The organism is Sulfolobus islandicus Y.N.15.51, from assembly GCF_000022485.1.
Classification (GTDB): domain Archaea; phylum Thermoproteota; class Thermoprotei_A; order Sulfolobales; family Sulfolobaceae; genus Saccharolobus; species Saccharolobus islandicus.
This window is the reverse complement of record NC_012623.1, coordinates 1,867,304-1,885,352: the sequence shown is the minus strand read 5'-3', so window position 1 is coordinate 1,885,352 and position 18,049 is coordinate 1,867,304. Positions and strand designations below refer to the sequence as shown.

At 36.6% G+C, this 18,049-nt stretch carries 18 protein-coding genes and 3 pseudogenes; 14 read left to right on the top strand and 7 right to left on the bottom strand.

The window, feature by feature from the left end:
• The first annotated feature begins 8 nt into the window (after window positions 1-8).
• The 7 genes from csa5 to cas6 are packed head-to-tail and all read left to right on the top strand — an operon-like array spanning window position 9 to window position 6,256.
• Window positions 9-437 carry a type I-A CRISPR-associated protein Csa5 gene (gene csa5, locus YN1551_RS10330; RefSeq protein ID WP_048052480.1) on the top strand — a complete coding sequence of 143 codons (429 nt, stop codon included), beginning with the start codon at window positions 9-11 and terminating at the stop codon, window positions 435-437.
• The gene (gene cas7a / locus YN1551_RS10325) at window positions 434-1,399 is read left to right on the top strand and encodes a type I-A CRISPR-associated protein Cas7/Csa2 (protein WP_012717743.1); all 966 of its coding nucleotides are present in this window, start codon (window positions 434-436) and stop codon (window positions 1,397-1,399) included. Before csa5 ends, cas7a begins: the two co-directional genes overlap by 4 nt.
• A gap of 15 nt (window positions 1,400-1,414) precedes the next feature.
• Complete coding sequence (gene cas5a, locus YN1551_RS10320; RefSeq protein WP_012717742.1) at window positions 1,415-2,137, top strand: type I-A CRISPR-associated protein Cas5a; 723 nt, start codon at window positions 1,415-1,417, stop codon at window positions 2,135-2,137.
• The gene (gene cas3, locus YN1551_RS10315) at window positions 2,121-3,626 is read left to right on the top strand and encodes a CRISPR-associated helicase Cas3' (protein WP_012717741.1); all 1,506 of its coding nucleotides are present in this window, start codon (window positions 2,121-2,123) and stop codon (window positions 3,624-3,626) included. Before cas5a ends, cas3 begins: the two co-directional genes overlap by 17 nt.
• Window positions 3,623-4,342 carry a CRISPR-associated endonuclease Cas3'' gene (locus YN1551_RS10310; RefSeq protein ID WP_012717740.1) on the top strand — a complete coding sequence of 240 codons (720 nt, stop codon included), beginning with the start codon at window positions 3,623-3,625 and terminating at the stop codon, window positions 4,340-4,342. The genes cas3 and YN1551_RS10310 overlap by 4 nt, the downstream gene beginning before the upstream one ends.
• A complete protein-coding gene (gene csaX / locus YN1551_RS10305) occupies window positions 4,323-5,360 on the top strand; it encodes a type I-A CRISPR-associated protein CsaX (RefSeq protein WP_012717739.1) in 1,038 nt (345 codons plus the stop codon). The genes YN1551_RS10310 and csaX overlap by 20 nt, the downstream gene beginning before the upstream one ends.
• On the top strand, window positions 5,360-6,256 hold the full coding sequence (gene cas6, locus YN1551_RS10300; protein ID WP_012717738.1) for a CRISPR-associated endoribonuclease Cas6: 897 nt from the start codon (window positions 5,360-5,362) through the stop codon (window positions 6,254-6,256). The genes csaX and cas6 overlap by 1 nt, the downstream gene beginning before the upstream one ends.
• A 183-nt stretch (window positions 6,257-6,439) precedes the next feature.
• On the opposite strand, the gene YN1551_RS10295 is transcribed toward cas6, so the two are convergent.
• Window positions 6,440-6,766 (bottom strand): hypothetical protein, encoded by a 327-nt coding sequence (locus YN1551_RS10295; RefSeq protein WP_048052340.1) that lies wholly within the window; start codon window positions 6,764-6,766, stop codon window positions 6,440-6,442.
• An 8-nt stretch (window positions 6,767-6,774) separates the two neighbouring features.
• On the opposite strand from YN1551_RS10295, the pseudogene YN1551_RS10290 reads away from it, so the two are divergent.
• Window positions 6,775-7,008, top strand: a pseudogene (locus tag YN1551_RS10290) (helix-turn-helix domain-containing protein); the annotation flags it as partial.
• A gap of 123 nt (window positions 7,009-7,131) precedes the next feature.
• Window positions 7,132-8,025: pseudogene (locus YN1551_RS16020) on the top strand (transposase-like zinc-binding domain-containing protein).
• Between the two features lie 300 nt (window positions 8,026-8,325).
• Here the strand turns inward: YN1551_RS16020 and YN1551_RS10280 are convergent.
• Genes YN1551_RS10280 through YN1551_RS10270 form a run of 3 tightly spaced genes read right to left on the bottom strand, consistent with a single transcriptional unit; the run spans window position 8,326 to window position 11,005 of the window.
• A complete protein-coding gene (locus YN1551_RS10280; protein WP_048052478.1) occupies window positions 8,326-9,135 on the bottom strand; it encodes an MBL fold metallo-hydrolase in 810 nt (269 codons plus the stop codon).
• Window positions 9,136-9,170: 35 nt separating this feature from the next.
• Entirely contained in the window at window positions 9,171-9,818 is a 648-nt protein-coding gene (locus tag YN1551_RS10275; RefSeq protein WP_012715865.1) for a helix-turn-helix domain-containing protein, read from the bottom strand.
• 32 nt (window positions 9,819-9,850) lie between these two features.
• A complete protein-coding gene (locus tag YN1551_RS10270; protein WP_012717735.1) occupies window positions 9,851-11,005 on the bottom strand; it encodes a homogentisate 1,2-dioxygenase in 1,155 nt (384 codons plus the stop codon).
• A gap of 84 nt (window positions 11,006-11,089) precedes the next feature.
• On the opposite strand from YN1551_RS10270, the gene YN1551_RS10265 reads away from it, so the two are divergent.
• On the top strand, window positions 11,090-12,118 hold the full coding sequence (locus YN1551_RS10265; protein ID WP_012717734.1) for an LLM class flavin-dependent oxidoreductase: 1,029 nt from the start codon (window positions 11,090-11,092) through the stop codon (window positions 12,116-12,118).
• Window positions 12,119-12,159: 41 nt separating this feature from the next.
• Here the strand turns inward: YN1551_RS10265 and YN1551_RS10260 are convergent, their stop codons facing one another.
• On the bottom strand, window positions 12,160-12,918 hold the full coding sequence (locus tag YN1551_RS10260; protein WP_238527819.1) for a cyclase family protein: 759 nt from the start codon (window positions 12,916-12,918) through the stop codon (window positions 12,160-12,162).
• A 278-nt stretch (window positions 12,919-13,196) separates the two neighbouring features.
• Between YN1551_RS10260 and YN1551_RS10255 the strand changes: the two genes are divergently transcribed.
• The 3 genes and pseudogenes from YN1551_RS10255 (at window position 13,197) to YN1551_RS10245 (ending at window position 16,029) form a co-directional block, all read left to right on the top strand.
• On the top strand, window positions 13,197-14,633 hold the full coding sequence (locus YN1551_RS10255) for an aldehyde dehydrogenase family protein (RefSeq protein ID WP_012717732.1): 1,437 nt from the start codon (window positions 13,197-13,199) through the stop codon (window positions 14,631-14,633).
• 5 nt (window positions 14,634-14,638) lie between these two features.
• Window positions 14,639-15,247 (top strand): annotated as a pseudogene (locus YN1551_RS17570) (mandelate racemase/muconate lactonizing enzyme family protein); the annotation flags it as partial.
• Window positions 15,248-15,294: 47 nt separating this feature from the next.
• Window positions 15,295-16,029: an IS1-like element ISC796 family transposase gene (locus YN1551_RS10245; protein ID WP_012715555.1), complete on the top strand. Its 735-nt coding sequence runs from the start codon at window positions 15,295-15,297 to the stop codon at window positions 16,027-16,029.
• 188 nt (window positions 16,030-16,217) lie between these two features.
• Here the strand turns inward: YN1551_RS10245 and YN1551_RS16650 are convergent, their stop codons facing one another.
• Entirely contained in the window at window positions 16,218-16,619 is a 402-nt protein-coding gene (locus YN1551_RS16650) for a hypothetical protein (protein WP_148206569.1), read from the bottom strand.
• 48 nt (window positions 16,620-16,667) lie between these two features.
• On the opposite strand from YN1551_RS16650, the gene YN1551_RS15515 reads away from it, so the two are divergent.
• Window positions 16,668-17,444, top strand: coding sequence for a zinc-dependent alcohol dehydrogenase (locus YN1551_RS15515; protein WP_012717729.1), 777 nt, complete (start codon window positions 16,668-16,670; stop codon window positions 17,442-17,444).
• A 72-nt stretch (window positions 17,445-17,516) separates the two neighbouring features.
• Here the strand turns inward: YN1551_RS15515 and YN1551_RS10230 are convergent, their stop codons facing one another.
• Entirely contained in the window at window positions 17,517-17,840 is a 324-nt protein-coding gene (locus YN1551_RS10230) for a hypothetical protein (protein ID WP_012717728.1), read from the bottom strand.
• Window positions 17,841-18,049: the final 209 nt, after the last annotated feature.

Here is an 18,049-nt window from a genome sequence, read left to right as displayed (position 1 = left end):
AGAATAATATGGCACAACAAGTAAAAGAAGAGAAGGAGGGTATCATAGTGAGGGTAGCCAACTTGTTGGCTGTGGGCTTCCTCTATAGCGAGTCTCCAACACTAGTGGATAGGTTTGCTAATGCCTTATCCAAAGAGGCTGTGGCTAAGGTTCTATATGATGTTCAAAGGATTGTACAGATGGGTATTGATAGGGGTGAGATAGTGAGCACGACAACTATGATTCAAGGAAAGGAATATCCCGCTGTTAACGTGTCTTCAAGTGAGGGGAAGTACACGGTAGTGGGTTATCTACCGACTAACCAAGATATAGAATATTTTCTTAGGATGATTGAGGAAGATGTGTATTATGCTAGGAAGGCTGGTGCGTTAGCCATGAGTATAGCAAATAGGACTAAGTTAGTTAGTAAGAGTGAACAAGGTGGTGAAAAGAAATGATAGGCGGTTCAGGTAGATTTTTAGTAAATCTGGAGTCGCTGAATGGTGTTGAGAGTATAGGGAACTTAACCAAGCACAGAACCGCTCCAGTTGTGTTAAAGACTTCAACCGGTTATTTAGTGAGATATGTTCCAGTGATTTCCGGAGAAGCCTTAGCTCATGCCTATCAAGCAAGCCTAGTGGATATAGCTAAAAAAGAGGGATTGCTTGTAGGTAATTTATCTTCTCAATACGAGTTCATAAAGTTCTCAACCGATGAGGCGTTAAAGATTGAAGGGATAAAGGAACCCAAGGATTATAATGATGCGAGGAGGTTCGAGGTAGAGGTGATGCTTAAGGACGTCATTGCTGATGTTGGAGGTTTCATGTACGCTGGAAGTGCTCCGGTGAGAAGAACATCGAGGATAAAGTTAGGTTATATGATACCGGCTTTAAGGGGAGACGAAATACCTGCACAACTAGAAGCGCAATTTCACGTGAGATTCTCAAATAAGCCTGTTAAAGGTTCTCAAGCTATCTTCAACGTGGAAGTGTCCTCTGCTCTCTACACGTTTTCGTTTGAACTTGACGAAGATTTGATAGCAGTTCCATCTACTGTGGGGGAAAAGGTTAAAGGCGAAGAGGAGTTAGAGAGGCAAAAGGCTCGAAGGGTTGACTCTGCAATTAAAGCCCTTTACTCTTTGCTAGCGGGTAATTTCGGAGGGAAGAGGTCTAGGTTCTTACCATCCATGAAGTTGATGTCTTTAGTAGTGGTGAAGACTGATTTCCCATTCATACCGGAACCTGGGCATGACGATAGTTACATTAAGACCACTGTTATGAGGTTAGAGAAGGCTAAAAGTGTGTTGAACGGAAATGTAGCTAAGGTCTATGTGATTAACAATGAGGGTATAGAAGTGGGTGAAGGAGCTACAGTACTGTCAAGTGTTGAGGATTTGGTAGCTAAATTAAAGGAAAAGTAGTGAGGCAGGGGAGATTTGATCTACTCTAAGGTTTTTTTAAAACTTCATTGGGGTTTTTCCGTAGTTAAGCCCTCAGCAGCTAAGGCAAAGTCAGGGTTCTATTTACCACCTCCTACTACATTGATTGGAGCTTTATCCTACGGTAAATTTAGGGGGATTGATAATACTAATTTAGGCAAGATTTACGGTAGTCCGGCGTATAATTTTAGGAACGTTATGGCTGCTGCTAGATTAGAGTCTGAGGGAGCTTACACTGAGGATATTGTTAGAAACGTTATATCTTATTTCCAACGTAAGGATAGGAGGGATAATCCGAGATATATTTACGGAGTGATCCCTACTGGTAAAGTGTATATGCCTAACGGTACGTTAGTTGTCGTCTACGTAACTGATTCCATGAGCAAGGAAGAGCTGGAAAAACTCAGCTGGAGTATAACTAGGATAGGAGGTAAGGAGTGTTTGGTAAGTGTGGAGAACGTTGAAATTGGGGAGGCTAAGAAGGTTTCAGGTAGGATGAAAACTAGATATTATTTTAGAGATACTGTAAAGGTAGTAGGTAAGAAGGAGTTTTTGGAATATGTTACTTTTTGGGAAGAGAACGGGTATATATGGGGAAAGGAGGGAGGACCAATAAGGTACATCTTGCCGGTGGCTACCTATCCCTTAGCTAGTAAGGAGGTTGAAGTTGAGGCTAAGGAAGCATATGAGGTTGGTGGAGAATATGTTGTCTTTAGCTGATTTCTATAACGATTTCATAACTCGTCATGGCTTTGAGGAAAGGAAGGGTATTGAAGAGACTTTACTAAATTTGGAAAACGGGCATAGCGTTATACTTAAGGCTCCCACTGGTTACGGTAAAACAACGTTAACTATGATTTTAGCTAATGCCGTTAGTAGTGATATTGACCTAGGTAGTAGGGTTATTCACGTATTGCCGTATAGGGCTATTGTGCAAGATTTGTATCTAAAGCTGAAAAATTACGCTGATAGAGGGGTAATTTACACTAAGAATATTGGTGCCCAAGACATGGATTATCAAGATTCCCCTTTTTTCATGAAGAAAGTTAACGTTACGACTCTAGATACCTTCATTCTCAATTTGTTTAAATTACCTACTGTTGATTTTAAGTTAATTTTTAAAAATTACGGTTCTCATTATGAGTTCCCTAGGGCGTTAATATATAGTAGTATTGTAATATTTGATGAATTTCACTTATTGGGAGAGGATGGTAAGAGTTTAGGAGCTGGACTTGCCGCTTTAGAAGTTTTGAGGGATGCGGGTGTTCCGATAGTAGTTACTTCAGCTACAATAGATAAGGGGTTGGAGAGGGTTTTGATGAACAAGCTGGGTAAGAATGTAAAGGTAGTTAACGCGGATGATTTTAAAATTGATAGAAAGATATACGTTAACGTATTGGAGAATGATGAGATTTCCATTAGTGATGAAAAGGTAAAAGAGGGTAAGAGGGTTCTTTTGGTTTACAATACGAGAATGGGGGCAATTGAAGCCTATAAGAAGTTAAAGGGAAGGGGGTTATCTCCTATTCTAATTCACAGTAAGTTCAGTAAAAAGGATAGGATAGATAAAGTGAACAAGATAAACGAGGCAAAGCTGGTAGTTTCAACTCAAGTTATAGAGGCCGGTATTGATACTTCTTTTGACGTTTTAATAACTGAAGCTTCTCCCTCTCATAATCTAATTCAAAGGGCTGGTAGGGTTGCGAGGTATGGGAAGGGAGGAAGAGGGAAATTAGAGGGCGAGGTTTACATTTTCCCGTTTAGTGGAAAGGTTTATGATGAGAGGGAGGTTAAGGAGACTGTGGAAAGGGTAAGGGAACTAAAGACTATTGATGAGAACTTACTCATTGAAAGGGATTACACAGAGGTGATTGATTCGATTCTGGCTAAGGATCTATCTGTAATAGATAACTCCGTTTTCGTGGACTCTAAAAAGGTGAAGTCGATATACGAGAAGATTTGTTCTATTACTAGGAATGCAAGTATCATATTGGGATTTCCGCCAAACAGTAATGACGTTAATGATGCTATACCCTTAACTGAGGAGGAGGCAATTAAAATAATAGAGAGTAAGGGAAGTTCTGCGTTTGTTGGGAATGGTAATGTTAAATTATATAACAAGAAATGCCTTCAATTGGAAATGTTGAAGAATGATATTTTAGGAGTTAGGATTCAAGATTATAATAGTGAAATAGGTGGTGTGTATTGATCAAGCCTTGCGCTTATGAGAAACAAGGTTTAATTGATCACGCTATTGGTTCTTATAGGGTTTTAGATGGTAAAATAAGTGAGTCTTATTATAAGATTATCTCGAGAAGATTGGAGAGATATGGAATAGTTCTTGATCTAAACGGTGTTAAGGAAATAGTTAAGGACGTCGTTGTCCTTCACGATATGGGAAAAGCCGGCGAGTATTACCAGAATCAGTTCGACGATAATTGTAATCCTCTAAAGAGTAACTTCTCTTTCATATATCATGAACTCGGTTCGGCTCTATTTTTCTATAATGATTATGAACCTATTGACGTCGAGAAAGCTGAGGAGGTTAAGTCTTTGTTGACTTTAGCTGTTCTAAATCACTTGAACGCAATTAGGGTGATATCTGATTATCTAGTGAATAAGTTTCCAGACAATTTTGATGAAAGGATGATAAAGCTTAATAAGTACGGGAGTATTATGTTGCAAAACCTAAGAGGTGTGATTTCCAAGAGCTTAAAAGTTAGGGATTACACTTTTGATGACTACCATGATATGCTGTATGCGTTTTCTAAGAAGAGTGATAAATATTTAAAGTTGTATAATCTTTTTTTAGCCCCAATAATGTTGGGGGATAATTTAGATAGTAGTTTAGTTCGAAATAATGGAAGTAAAACCAGATTTGTTCGTATATTAGAGGGTGAGTTAAATGGAGGTTCCACTATATAATATATTTGGAGATAATTACATAATTCAGGTCGCAACGGAAGCAGAGAATTCATCTATATACAATAATAAAGTGGAAATAGACGATGACGAGTTAAGAAATGTACTGAACTTAGCTTATAAGATAGCTAAAAATAATGAGGATGCGGCAGCGGAGAGGAGAGGCAAGGCAAAAAAGAAAAAGGGAGAGGAAGGGGAGACCACTACGTCAAACGTAATTTTACCTTTAAGCGGAAATGACAAGAACCCTTGGACAGAGACGTTAAAATGTTATAATTTCCCCACGACTGTAGCTCTATCTGAGGTCTTTAAGAACTTCTCACAAGTGAAGGAGTGTGAGGAAGTAAGTGCGCCATCCTTTGTAAAGCCTGAGTTTTATCAGTTTGGAAGATCACCGGGAATGGTGGAGAGAACTAGAAGGGTGAAACTGGAAGTAGAGCCACATTACCTAATTATAGCTGCTGCTGGGTGGGTTTTAACTAGACTAGGAAAGGCTATGGTTAGTAAGGGTGACTACGTAGGAGTAAACGTGTTTACTCCAACGAGGGGTATTCTCTACAGTTTGATTCAAAACGTTAACGGAATTATACCCGGTATAAAGCCAGAGACTGCCTTTGGACTTTGGATAGCTAGAAAGGTGGTAAGTAGTGTTACTAATCCCAACGTTAGTGTGATGAGAATTTATACCATTTCTGATGCTGCTGGGCAGAACCCCACCACAATAAATGGAGGCTTCTCCATAGACTTGACTAAATTATTGGAAAAGAGGGATCTATTGAGTGAAAGGTTAGAGGCAATAGCTAGGAATGCATTAAGTATAAGTAGTAATATGAGAGAAAGATACATCGTTTTAGCAAATTACATTTATGAGTACTTGACTGGATCTAAAAGGCTCGAGGACTTGCTATATTTCGCCAATAGGGACTTAATTATGAACTTAAACTCAGATGAGGAAAGGGTTAGAGATCTTAAGTTAATTTCAACATATGTTAATGGAGAGTTAATAAGAGGAGAAGGATAGTGCCATTAATTTTTAAGATAGGGTATAACGTTATCCCTCTACAAGACGTTATTTTGCCTACTCCATCATCTAAGGTGTTAAAATACTTAATACAGAGTGGAAAATTAATCCCTTCGTTAAAGGACTTAATTACATCAAGGGATAAATACAAACCAATTTTTATATCCCATCTCGGTTTCAAACAGAGGAGGATTTTCCAGACTAATGGAAACTTGAAGACTATAACCAAGGGAAGCAGGCTTTCCTCAATAATAGCCTTTTCTACACAAGCTAACGTTTTGTCTGAAGTTGCAGATGAGGGTATCTTCGAAACTGTTTATGGCAAATTTCACATAATGATTGAGAGTATAGAAATAGTGGAAGTTGAGAAGCTAAAGGAAGAGGTTGAAAAGCACATGAACGATAATATAAGAGTGAGGTTTGTTTCCCCTACATTGCTTTCGTCTAAGGTTTTACTTCCTCCTTCCCTTTCTGAAAGGTATAAGAAAATCGATGCGGGTTACTCAACTTTGCCATCAGTTGGCTTAATTGTTGCTTACGCTTATAATGTATATTGCAATTTGATTGGGAAGAAGGAAGTTGAGGTCAGAGCGTTTAAATTTGGCATTCTTTCTAATGCCTTATCTAGAATTATAGGTTATGATTTACATCCAGTTACCGTTGCCATTGGTGAGGATAGTAAGGGAAATTTAAGAAAAGCGAGGGGTGTTATGGGTTGGATTGAGTTCGACATTCCAGATGAGAGGTTGAAGAGGAGAGCTTTGAATTATTTGTTAACATCTTCTTACTTGGGTATAGGAAGAAGTAGGGGCATTGGGTTTGGTGAGATAAGATTGGAGTTTAGGAAAATAGAGGAAAAAGAGGGTAAATATACTTCCTCAGACTTTAAAGGTTAAGGTCAGCATTGCTTTGTGGACTAATTCAATTTTCTAAGATGTTAAGCTCATCAATTTTCCTTAAATTCAAAATCAAGCGTTGATTTAAAAGTAAGCTTAACGTTAGCTTTGATAAAAATTGAAGAAATCCATAAAGTAGGTCAGCATAAGTCTACTCATAAGTTATTAGTTCACACGTTATCATTATCCAATTTTACCTTGCCCTTTAATGGTAATTAGAAAACCGTGTATATCATTACATACGTCTTCAATCGCTTCATTCTCTGATGTTGCAGCCTTTGTATCATCTAATGTTGATTCTAGTTTATATCCTCTGAATCCAATTCCAGCTTTACATAATTCATTAGCATGTTTACCACCTAATGTTATATAGACTTCAGCAAGATAGACTGAATGCCAATGCTTTAGTGAGTTACCAGTTAATACGGGTATGTCATAAACTCTAATTTCAACTACTATTCTAGCAGTTGTGTTAGTATTTCCAAAAAGTTTATAGAATAGTATTACCAAATTGAATTATGGAAGATTTGGTTCAAGCTTATGAGGAAGAGAAGGACGCTAGGATTAAGGAGAGGATTCTCGCAGTAAAGTTGCACTTAGTTGACGGTAAATCGGAGAAGGAAGTTTCGAAAATGCTGAACAAGGGTTATTCCACAATAAAATTGTGGGTTGGCAAGTACAAGAAAGAAGGTCTTGATGGACTAAGAGACAAGCCCAGATCGGGAAGACCGAGAAAAGCTGAGAAAGAAAAACAAATGGGAGTCTTCTTATGCAGTCATCTTATTCGAGAGCTAAATGCGAAATTATTAGAATGGCGTAAAAATTACTTCTAGAACATTTATGTGCAAGAATTACGAGATTTTTGTAGGGACTCAATGAACCTCGTAACCCTTGCACAATTAATACTTCTGATTCTAAGAAATTTAAATCTTAAGCCTAGAAAGTACAAGTTAGAAGACCTTGCACTCGCTATAGCACCATACCTTCTAGGAGTGCAAATAATGAAACTAGGAATAACACCATCAACACTACACTAAAAAGAAGAAGAAAGACCAACATGTCCATCGTGCAACTCAAATAAAATAATAAAGAACGGATCATCTAGGGGAAAAACAAAGTACAACTGTAAAACGTGCGGAAAAACGTTTTACCACGTTAATCACAAGCTGGACAAGAAACAAAAAGAAAGAATCTTGAAGGAGTATCTGAACAGGATGAGCATGAGGGGAATATCTAAGGTTGAAGGAAGACCATTAACTACAGCAGTTTGATAAAGAGAGCAGGGATAAAGGCATACGTTGGTATATCAGTCTTTCAAAACTAAAGAATTTTACTTCAAAATTCACGATACTTGATGAGAGTTGGACTTACGTTCGTGTTAGGCATGGTCCTAAGAGAGAATCTTTGGATTTGGACTGCTTTGGTTGATGGTTCACCTTTCTTCATGGCGATAGGGATTATAGGACTTTTCCTATGACGTTTCCTAAGAGTGAGGTTAATTATACTGATGATTATTGTATTTATCAAGTTCTTGATAATCACGTTACTAGCAAGAAGTACGCTTACACTATCGAGAGTTATAATTCTTACTGTAGGTCTCACTTGGCTATGTTGGCTAGGGATACTAAGGTCGTCAATAGGAGTGAATGGTTGATTATAGTCTTGCCTTGTTGAACGTTATGCACCTTGTAATTTATTCAAGGGAGAGGACTCCCTTGAATGAGGCTTACTTGAAGGGAGTACAGTATAGTAGAGAAAATTTGATATAATTTTTCTAAACAATATCGAATAAGATGACTACATGAGAACACTCCCAAATAATGTGTAGAGTATAATATGTTTCCCTCTTAAACTTAGCCCAATATGCCCTTTAATCCGTTATAAAAACTGTAATTATAAAGATAATAAGAATTATTTATGAAATTTGAATATAATAATCTATAACTATTTAACTATAAGTTAATATAAGACCAAAGTCATGAAAAATATTAAGCTAAAATAATTAACACTTCGCAAATATCAAAGTAAAAATAATAATTGTTGTAATCAGCAATATAATTAGATGAAAATCATTTTAACTCCTTGGGAGCTTTAGGATACTTATCCCATAATTTAGGATCGTGAGTTATTATAACGTTAGTTCTCGGTAACTTCATTAGTGCTTTAAGTAACCTTATTCTAGTATAATATTCTTCCGCGTTTCCTAAAAGCCATCCCTTACTTTCGAAATCCAATTCGTCAGGGAGATGTATGAAGTCTCCCGTAAATATGTAATTATTATCATTTTGAGTTCTGACCTTTAAGATGATGGATCCAGGGGTGTGTCCACCGAACAAGTATAATTCGACTCCCAGTAATAACTCTAGGTAATCAGCTGACATTGGGACTACATTCATCTCCCTTAATATTTCGAGGTCCTTAAGTAAATATGGGACTGGCTTATTTAACCATACGTTTAATAACGAGTATTTCAATTCCTTTTCATGGACTATTACCGCTGGTTTCGCACTTCTGAAAAGATCTAAATTCCCAGTGTGATCTAAATGTAAATGAGAAAATACTATAAAGTGAATATCCTCTGGTTTAAGTCCTATTTGTCTCAGGTGGTTTTCCATTCTATTTTCATCAGAAAATTTCGTGACCGGGAAGGCACTGAGAGCTATTTGTGGCCATTTCTCCTTTACCTTCTCTGATATGCCAGTATCAAAAAGTATTATCCCGTCTTTATGTTCTATAACAGCGCTCATAACGCTAACATCTATCCAACTCCTCGGCTTAGGGTTTTTCATTTCCTCTTCAGTCATGAACGTTGGTAAAAACCACGCTAAATCTGCACTTATTTTACCATGATCGAGAAGATAGATTTTATTTACGCTCATATTTCTTTTATTAGTTTTGTGGTTTAAATTTGTTTTCATAATAAGCTATAATACTCATCTAATAAAATTTCCAATAATAACTTCTCAGCTTTCCTTATGTGATATAAAAGGGTATTTGGCTTAATCCCTATTTCATTACTTATCGAAGTTAACTTACACTGCCTAGGGTAATCAAATAACCCTCTTTCATATGCTATCTTAAGTATTTCCAGATTTCTATCAGTTAATTTACTCATCAACTTCCGTAACTCACTTAATTTAATTTCTTTAAAATTTATTAAATTCGAAGTTCTTTCTAAGCTCTCTAAAATCTTAGGTATAAAAGAAACATTAGCAACAATTTTCCACTTTTCAGTACCATCTACGATCCTATGGGATACTACAATGGATTCTGTTTCATGAATTAAATTAGAAATCGCGTTCCTTTTAGGGTAAATAAAGTCTACTAAGAAGGCTCCTCTATCCATTGAGTATACCTTAATTACCTTAACGCTTTTCGAAGTCCTCATCTCATTAATTAACTTCTTAGTATCCCTACCTAATATTAGAACCCTTGACGAAAAGAAATCGTCGTCACTGAAGTTTTGGGATATGAGTTTAACGTTAACCTCATATTTATCCGTTATAGAAGTCCAACATCCTGGATGAAAAAGGTGAATTGACAATACTGAAAATTTTTCCATAATTTAGTTTAATAAATATAAGTATAAAAGATTTATGGGATATACCATGACAAAGGATATGAAGGATCATCCACCTCTTTAGCGTAATTCGTTAACTTAACTCTCCTCTGAGTTTCCACCATTACTGCAACTTCATCGTTATAACTTCCCCTTTTACTTAAACTCGATTCAACAGCTCCAGGTTGAGGACCGTGAACATGCCCACCCCTATGTAGCGTTATATCTCCTTTTGAAATTCCCCTCCTACTCATGAATTGCCCAGAAGAGTAAAATAGTACCTCGTCTGCGTCCACATTATCGTGATAATAAGATATTGGGACAGAATTAGGATGGTAATCAAATAGTCTAGGAACAAAAGTACATATTACGAAATTATTAGCCGTGAAAGTCGTATATACTGTTGGAGGCTGGTGTAGCTTACCAGTAATTGGCTCTAAATCGTAAACGTTTAACGCAAATGGATAAAGATATCCGTCCCACCCTATAACATCAAAGGGATGATAGTCTAAAGTAATAGATTGGAAGCCTTGAGAAGTTTTTACTACTAAGTTATAATCCCCTTTCTCATTAAACGTCTTTAAATTGGGTAATTTAATATCCCTATTATAATAGAACGAACCTTCAATTAATTGTCCGTAATCATTTCTGTACTGTCTAGGTATTTCAACTTGCCTACCCTCTACTATGAGAAGTTCCGAATATCTTTTAAAATTAAACGTATAAGTAGTCCCTCTGGGAATAACTAAATAATCTCCCTGCACCAATTCTATGCTTCCGAAAACGCTCCTAAATTCAGCTTCTCCCTCCTGAATGTAATAAACTTCATCGAAATCAGCATTCCTATAAAATAATTTACTCTCCCCCTCATCCACCTTAGCGTAAGATATAATAACGTCCTTATTAAAAATTAGGGGAATCCTATCTAAAAATACATCATTAGACTTCCTCAATTTACTCGTGGAAAGCTTATGATGTTTATATCCAGCGTCCTTCCATTCCTCAATTACACTATTTCTCCATTCTCCGACCTTCACTATTCTAGTAGGCGGATTTAAGTGATAAAGGAGGGAATATCTACCACTAAATCCATTTAAACCAAACACTTCCTCTCTTAACAACAAATTATCCTTCATGAAAACAGTATGCCTCTTCTTTGGAACTTCACCTTGCCTATAATAGAATACCATAATATAATCTTTTAACCTAAGTATTTAAGTATATAATCGAAACGTTTCTATGAAACATTTATTTTGATATACTTAAAAATAAATATGATGGATAAAATAAAACCAGAGTTATTTTGGGTTGTAGACTATCACCCAGATTCGGGTATTTCAAAGGGAGAATATTACGAACAAATAGCTAGGGAAGTGGAATATGCTGAAAAATTAGGATATAGAGGTGTTTGGATAGCAGAACACCACTTCATAGATTACGGAATAGTCCCATCAGCCCCAATATATTTAACGTATTTAGCGAGTAGAACTAGCAGAATAAGATTAGGACCAGCAGTTTCCACAATAGTCTTCAGAAATCCCATACAAGTGGCTGAAGAATATTCGTTATTAGACACTCTCTCTAAGGGAAGATTAAATTTAGCAGTAGGTAGCGGGTATTTAAAACACGAATTTACCGGCTTTAACGTCCCCCCTGAGGCTAAAAGAGAGATATTCGATGAAGCCCTAGACATAATCATTAAGCTAATGAGAGGTGAGAAGATTACTGTTAACGGGAAGTATTTTAAATACGAAAATATAGGAATAAATGTATTACCAATGCAAAAACCTCATCCCCCCATATGGATAGCAGTACTTAGAGCTGAAGCTGCGTACCATGTAGGAAAGAAGGGATTTAACTTAATAATGATACCATATGCCACAGTAGATAAGATCGATGATATAATGCCAGTTGTAAATTCCTTCAGAGAAGGTCTTAAAGAGAGCAAAACTGAGGAAAAAGAGTTATCCCTTTCTTTCCACACACACGTAGCTAACTCATTCCATGACGCAGTTGAGACTTCTAAAGAGTACCTTCATAGATATGTATTCTCAAGACTTTACGCTAAGAGAAGAACACTTGATGAATTATATGGTAGCGGGCTATTACTATTCGGTAGTCCAGAAGATGTTGCAAATCAAATCTATAAGATATACAAATTAGCTAAACCGAGTAGGATTATGTTCTTAGTAGATTACGGAATGAAACCATATGATATGGTCATTGACGTTTTAACTAAAATAAGAGAAAAGGTAGCTAAACATCTAGAAGAGAAAGGAATTTCGCTGGACTTCGCTGATTAATCATATAAAAATTTTTTATAATAAATTTTAATTTTCAAAAATTAAAGCAAGGCTATGGGATTTAACGGAGATGCTGTAGCTCCACTTAATCTAAGTGGCAATACTATTAACACGAACTCCTGCTTGCCCACCAGTAACTTAGCCAGCGCCTCTAAATACATATTATCTATGATAGGTATTCCGTTTTCAGCAATTAAATACCTATGAACTGGTAAGTAACTTTTACTTCCATTTATTACGTATTCAGTCCTTGGTGAATCGCTCCCCACCAATCCAAAACCCTTACTAACTAACCATTTAGCAGCATCTAAACCTATTCCAAGCTCTTCTTCAGCACCGTCTTTACTAAAACCCGTATATATAATAGCTGCATCCCCCTTCTCCACGTTAACCTTTAACCTCTTTTGTAAGTCTTCACTTGTAACCTCCCTTTCTAAGCCTATATCAGAAACATCGAAGAAGATAGCCCTAGTAATTATTGGAGGTATTGTGGTAATATCCAAATCCTTATATCCATCCACATCAGCCCTCATGGTCTTTATATCAATTCCTCCGAACAGTTTACCTTTTTCAGATACGTGATTCAACGCATCTATATGAGTACCGGTATGATCACACATACTCAGCCTAACATTAGCGAAGCCTGTTCCCTCCGGTATATCCAAATCCCTATATCTTCTTTTAGCATCATCATAATGTAACTGTTTACTTATGTAAACTGGACCGTGGGCGAAATAATATAGACCGTTCTTTACTGTCTTTCCAAGTTCTATAATTTCTCCTTTTTGGATCAACTTCAAAATACTTTGAATCCTCTTAATCTTATATGAACCTTCCCCTACTGCCTCATATTGAAAGAGGTTAAGGAAGTGGGTTATTACGGGTTCCATTTTTCAATCAAAGTTAAGATTGTTCACATATAATTAAAATCTTTTTTCAATATAAGTATTTATATTGAAACAACTATATTTAATAAATATCATTATTTATACACAATCTTAATACCATTCTTTCATTCACCTAAAATAGGTCTATTATATCCAGTAAAGTTTTTAATTATGAATACATAATTGTATACATGCAAGCTATTATCGGTAAAGAAAAAGTAGACAGTGAAAATAGGATCCCAGTTAGGAATCCGGCTACTGGCGAAATAATCGATTACGTTCCCTCGTTATCTAAGGAAGATGTAAGGAGAGCAATTGACATAGCTTACGAAAGTTTTCCAGTACTGAATTCAATTACTCCTGCTAAAAGATCTAAACTGCTATTAGAAATCACCTCACTTATTAGAGAAAATCTTAACGATCTAGCAATTACAATGACTAAAGAAACTGGAAGACCTATAAAGAGTTCAAGAGCGGAAATCGAGAGAACCGCCCAAATTTTCGAACTAGCCTCCTCAGAGCTTAAGAGGGTTTTAGAAGGGAAATTCGTTCCCCTCGACTTATACGAATTCCCTGCGGGAAATGAGAAGAGAATTGCTTTCATTAAAAGGGAACCCATAGGCGTTGTAGGTGCAATAACCCCATTTAATTTCCCCGCAGCAAGTTTCGCCCACAAAGTAGCTCCAGCGTTAGCGGTAGGTAATTCGGTAGTATTTAAACCATCATCATTAACTCCTTTAACTCAACTTAAATTAGCGGAATTAGTATTAAAGAAGTTTCCGGAGGGTAGTGTTAACGTCGTTACTGGAGACGCAAATATGATAGGTGAGGAATTCGTAGTTAATGAGAAAGTTTCACTTATAACCTTTACTGGATCGGTAGAAGTTGGGCTGGAACTTGCGAGTAAGGCGATAAAGAATGGTAAGAGGGTAATAATGGAATTAGGGGGAAGCGATTCTATGATCGTTTTAGAAGACGCTGACTTAAATAAGGCGATAAGGTCAGCCTTAGTAGGTAGATTTGACTTCGCTGGTCAGTTTTGCAATGCGACAAAAAGAATTATTGTAAGGAAGGAAATAGAAGAGGAATTCATTAAAAGAATGAAAGAAGAATTACAAAAATATAAGGCTGGAGATCCTATGGATGAAGATGTAGACATACCACCTTTAATCTCCCAACAAGCCGTTAATAGAATGAGGGAGTTTCTAAACGACGCGTTAAATAAGGGTGCTGAAATAATATATAAGGGAAGTGTCCCAGAAAGAGGCTACTACTTTCCCCCAGTAATTTTACGTTTATCCCCAATCTCAAAAGCTAGGGTACTTAGAGAGGAGGTTTTCGGACCTATCCTTCCAGTTGTCACAGTTAAGAGTGATGAGGAAGCAGTGAACGTTGCAAATTCTACTCAATATGGTTTAGATGCATCTATTTTTACGTCTAATTTTTCAAGGGCGTATGAAATAGCATCAAAAATTAATGCTGGAACGGTAATAATAAACGATACTACCAGACTAAGGTGGGATAATTTACCTTTCGGAGGTTTTAAGAAGAGCGGTATAGGTAGGGAAAGTGTTATCGATACTATGTTAGAAATGACCGAAACTAAATTAATAGTCTATTCGAGGTGAGATAATTGAAAATAAAAGATGTAAAAGTCTATCTAGTAAACGCAGTATGGAGAAATTTCGTAATAACCAAGATTGATACAGATGAAGGAATATCTGGTTATGGAGAGGGAACTATGGGAGATTTCGAGAAAACTGTAGAGGCCGCAATATATGATTTTAAGCCATTTTTAATAGGGAGGGAAATAAATATACAAGAAATTTATAATTTCTTGTATAGACATTTTTTCTGGAGAGGTGGTCCAATATTAATGACAGCTATTAGCGCTATAGAACAAGCCCTATGGGACATATTAGGAAAGAGTGTTAATAAGCCAGTATACGAATTACTAGGTGGTAAAGTTAGAGATTCAGTAAGAGTTTATGCTAATGGATTCATATCTGGTGACAGATCGCCAGAAGAATTTGCAAATGCTGTCAGAGGCGTAGTGGAAATGGGGTTTAATGCCGTTAAGATAGATCCCTTCGGAGGTTCTGGGCCCAAGATAAATAATGAGGATCTTGAGAAGGCTAAGGATAGACTAAGGGCAATAAGGGATTCAGTGGGGTATAGCATAGATATAATGATTGACGCTCATGGTAGATTTAATCCAACTTCTGCTATTAAGAGTGTGGAGGTAGTGTCGTCGTTAAGTTATTTATATTTGTATAACGAGTATTACTTATGGGTAGGAAGCCTGTATTTAGGCAAGACGTTTCTTGTCCCTCTTGTGGTAGTCATCATGTTGTTAAGTGTGGTAGGCCTTTGGGTAGGCAGAAGTTTTTGTGTAGGGATTGTGGTAAGTACTTCTTGGGTGATGCTAGTTATCATCATCATTCTAGGAAGTTGAGGGAGGAGGCTTTGAGAATGTATGCTAATGGTATGAGTATGAGGGCTATTTCTAGGGTGCTTAACGTACCTCTTGGTACTGTTTTCACTTGGATTAAGCGTTATGGTAGGAAAAAGCATGAGAAGTTGGTTGAGTTGTGGGGTAGGGCTAAGGAGCTGGTCAAGGGTAAGGTTGTTGCTAAGGTTGTTGATGAGATGTGGACTTACTTGTACAAGAATGCTAGGGCTTTTTACAAGTGGGTTTTCACTTGTTACGTGTACACGAAGCTGGGAGTTTACCTCATTTACTCTGTGGGGGATAGGGATGAGAGTACTTTCCTTGAGGTCAAAAAGTATTTGCCTGACGAGGGTAGATGGGTGAGCGATGATTATAACTTGTACTTCTGGTTGAAAGACCACACGGTTGTCTCGCCAGTTAACCCGAACGAGTCCTTTCATTCCTCATTAAGGGATAGGCTAATTAGATTCAAGAGAGCAACGAAGGCAGTAAATAGGAGCATTCGCACCATGATGTACTCCATAGCCCTAGTCTTATGGGAGAGAAGGTTAATCCCAGAATTTGTAGCTTAACGACGACACTATCAGTGTGGACAACAATTTCATTCATTTGAAATTTGGTTAAAATTTCCTTAAAGTTGTATCATTTAAACTCTCTGATTTATAATAAAAATTTTGAATAAGGTTAAAATTATTACTATCTACTTTATTAACGAATTAATCTTGTGATGAATTGAAATTAAATTCACACTTTGTATAATTTATACTGCATTAACAAAATTGTTGTCCACACTCGTAGATAAAATAGGTAGAAAAATTACTGGAACATTAGGTTTTATATTAACTATACCCCCATCCTTATTATTTTTAATACCATATATTTTGCATTCTATTACTATTCCTATTGCTACATTAGCTATAGGACTTATATATTTCTTTAACGTTGGTTTAGTAGGAACTTTAATGTACATTCCATCGGTTGAACTAACTAGGTCTAGAGTTAGGGGTACAACAATTGGTTGGGATAACCTTTTTGCTTTTGGATTGGCCCTTCCTGCACTCACATTATACGCGTACTTAGGTCTTAAATATGCATTTATATTAGAAATAATACTATCAGCTATTTTTGCTTTAGGTACTTGGATATTATCTATAGATGTCACAGGAAAGAGTTTAGAAGAAGCTGTCAAGATTGCTTGGGAGGGCCAAAAATGAAAATCAAAGGAATAGTTTTTAAAGGTAATAGAGAATCCGAATTAAAGGAATTTCAAATTTCAGCTATAGGAAGAGAACAAGTAGTAATAAAAACAATAATGTCAACAATCTGTGGAAGCGACTTACATTTTTATAGAGCGTCTCCAGAGAAATTAGGAGAAAGAAAAAACCTAATAGCAGGACATGAAGCAGTAGGTATAATTTATGATATATCAAGTAATGAAAATGAGATCTTAAGGAAAGGGGATAGGGTTATAGCTTTTCATAGATATGGATGTTTTAAATGTAAAATGTGTAAAAAAGGATGGCCTCAATATTGTGAAAACGGAATGTCTAGTACATTAGTTCTTGGGCAATTATATAATCCTTGGAGATCCTCAGGGACTTTTGCTGACTATTTCTTAGCCCCAATTGGAGTAATTTTTAGAGTACCTAATGAAGTAGATAATGAGACCGCATCTATATTAGGTTGTAATGGTATAACCGCTTATCAAATCATTAGAGATTTAAGAGTTAATGACAGTAGTAGTGTAGCAATTACTGGACTTGGACCATTAGGACTTGTAGCTGCCACTTTTCTAAGAGAAATTACTGATAATATCATAGGTATAGAGACTAATGAAAATAGACTAAAATTAGCTGAAAAAATTGGGATAAATAAACTAATTAGGTATCATAGTAACGTAAATATAGAGAATGAGATAAGAAGGCTCAATGATGGTTCATTAGTAGATATAGGTATTGATTTTTCTGGAGTTCCTGGGCGATCATAAGTTCTTAACTGTCATATCTCTTATAGGCCTCCTCTGCGAAAACGTATCCATTATATTTATCTTCGGCGTTTCTCACGGCTCTTCCTCCTCTTCCCACGGCTCTTCGCTAGGGAAAGGAACCGTCACAGTACGCCTTAGGTGTAATACATTAGTACCTATATCTATCCTGTATTCGATTTTACTGGATTTATCTCGATCCCAACCACTTACCTCTATGGCTCCTGGGTATCCTCCCATAGATATCGTACGAACTGTGGGGAAATAACCAAAAGCTCGTAATTCGCTAACTATATCATTTACTATTTCATCAATTTCGTCCTCATCAGTATACGGTATTTCTTGCTCATCCTCTGCAATTATCTTTTCATCGTGTTCCTCAGGGTCTTCAAACATCATATTAATTTTATCTTACAGCTAATATATAAGCCTTGCTGAACGTGTATCCCTAAGCTTCCCACCACTTGTTTGATAAGTAGTGTTATGTTGAAATTTAAAAAGATACTAAACTTATATGTATGAAGGGTAATGAAAATAGTTACGTGCAATCTATACGACTTATGATTTCCCCTACGCAAGGAGATATAGTAAGTACTTTGCAAAAATGC

Excerpts from the sequence above, each read along its gene's own strand:
- csa5 (WP_048052480.1), top strand. The coding sequence starts at position 9 with ATGGCACAACAAGTAAAAGAAGAGAAGGAGGGTATCATAGTGAGGGTA.
- cas7a (WP_012717743.1), top strand. The coding sequence starts at position 434 with ATGATAGGCGGTTCAGGTAGATTTTTAGTAAATCTGGAGTCGCTGAAT.
- cas3 (WP_012717741.1), top strand. The coding sequence starts at position 2,121 with ATGTTGTCTTTAGCTGATTTCTATAACGATTTCATAACTCGTCATGGC.
- csaX (WP_012717739.1), top strand. The coding sequence starts at position 4,323 with ATGGAGGTTCCACTATATAATATATTTGGAGATAATTACATAATTCAG.
- YN1551_RS10280 (WP_048052478.1), bottom strand. The coding sequence starts at position 9,135 with ATGAGCGTAAATAAAATCTATCTTCTCGATCATGGTAAAATAAGTGCA.
- YN1551_RS10275 (WP_012715865.1), bottom strand. The coding sequence starts at position 9,818 with ATGGAAAAATTTTCAGTATTGTCAATTCACCTTTTTCATCCAGGATGT.
- YN1551_RS10270 (WP_012717735.1), bottom strand. The coding sequence starts at position 11,005 with ATGGTATTCTATTATAGGCAAGGTGAAGTTCCAAAGAAGAGGCATACT.
- YN1551_RS10265 (WP_012717734.1), top strand. The coding sequence starts at position 11,090 with ATGATGGATAAAATAAAACCAGAGTTATTTTGGGTTGTAGACTATCAC.
- YN1551_RS10255 (WP_012717732.1), top strand. The coding sequence starts at position 13,197 with ATGCAAGCTATTATCGGTAAAGAAAAAGTAGACAGTGAAAATAGGATC.
- YN1551_RS10245 (WP_012715555.1), top strand. The coding sequence starts at position 15,295 with ATGGGTAGGAAGCCTGTATTTAGGCAAGACGTTTCTTGTCCCTCTTGT.
- YN1551_RS15515 (WP_012717729.1), top strand. The coding sequence starts at position 16,668 with ATGAAAATCAAAGGAATAGTTTTTAAAGGTAATAGAGAATCCGAATTA.
- YN1551_RS10230 (WP_012717728.1), bottom strand. The coding sequence starts at position 17,840 with ATGATGTTTGAAGACCCTGAGGAACACGATGAAAAGATAATTGCAGAG.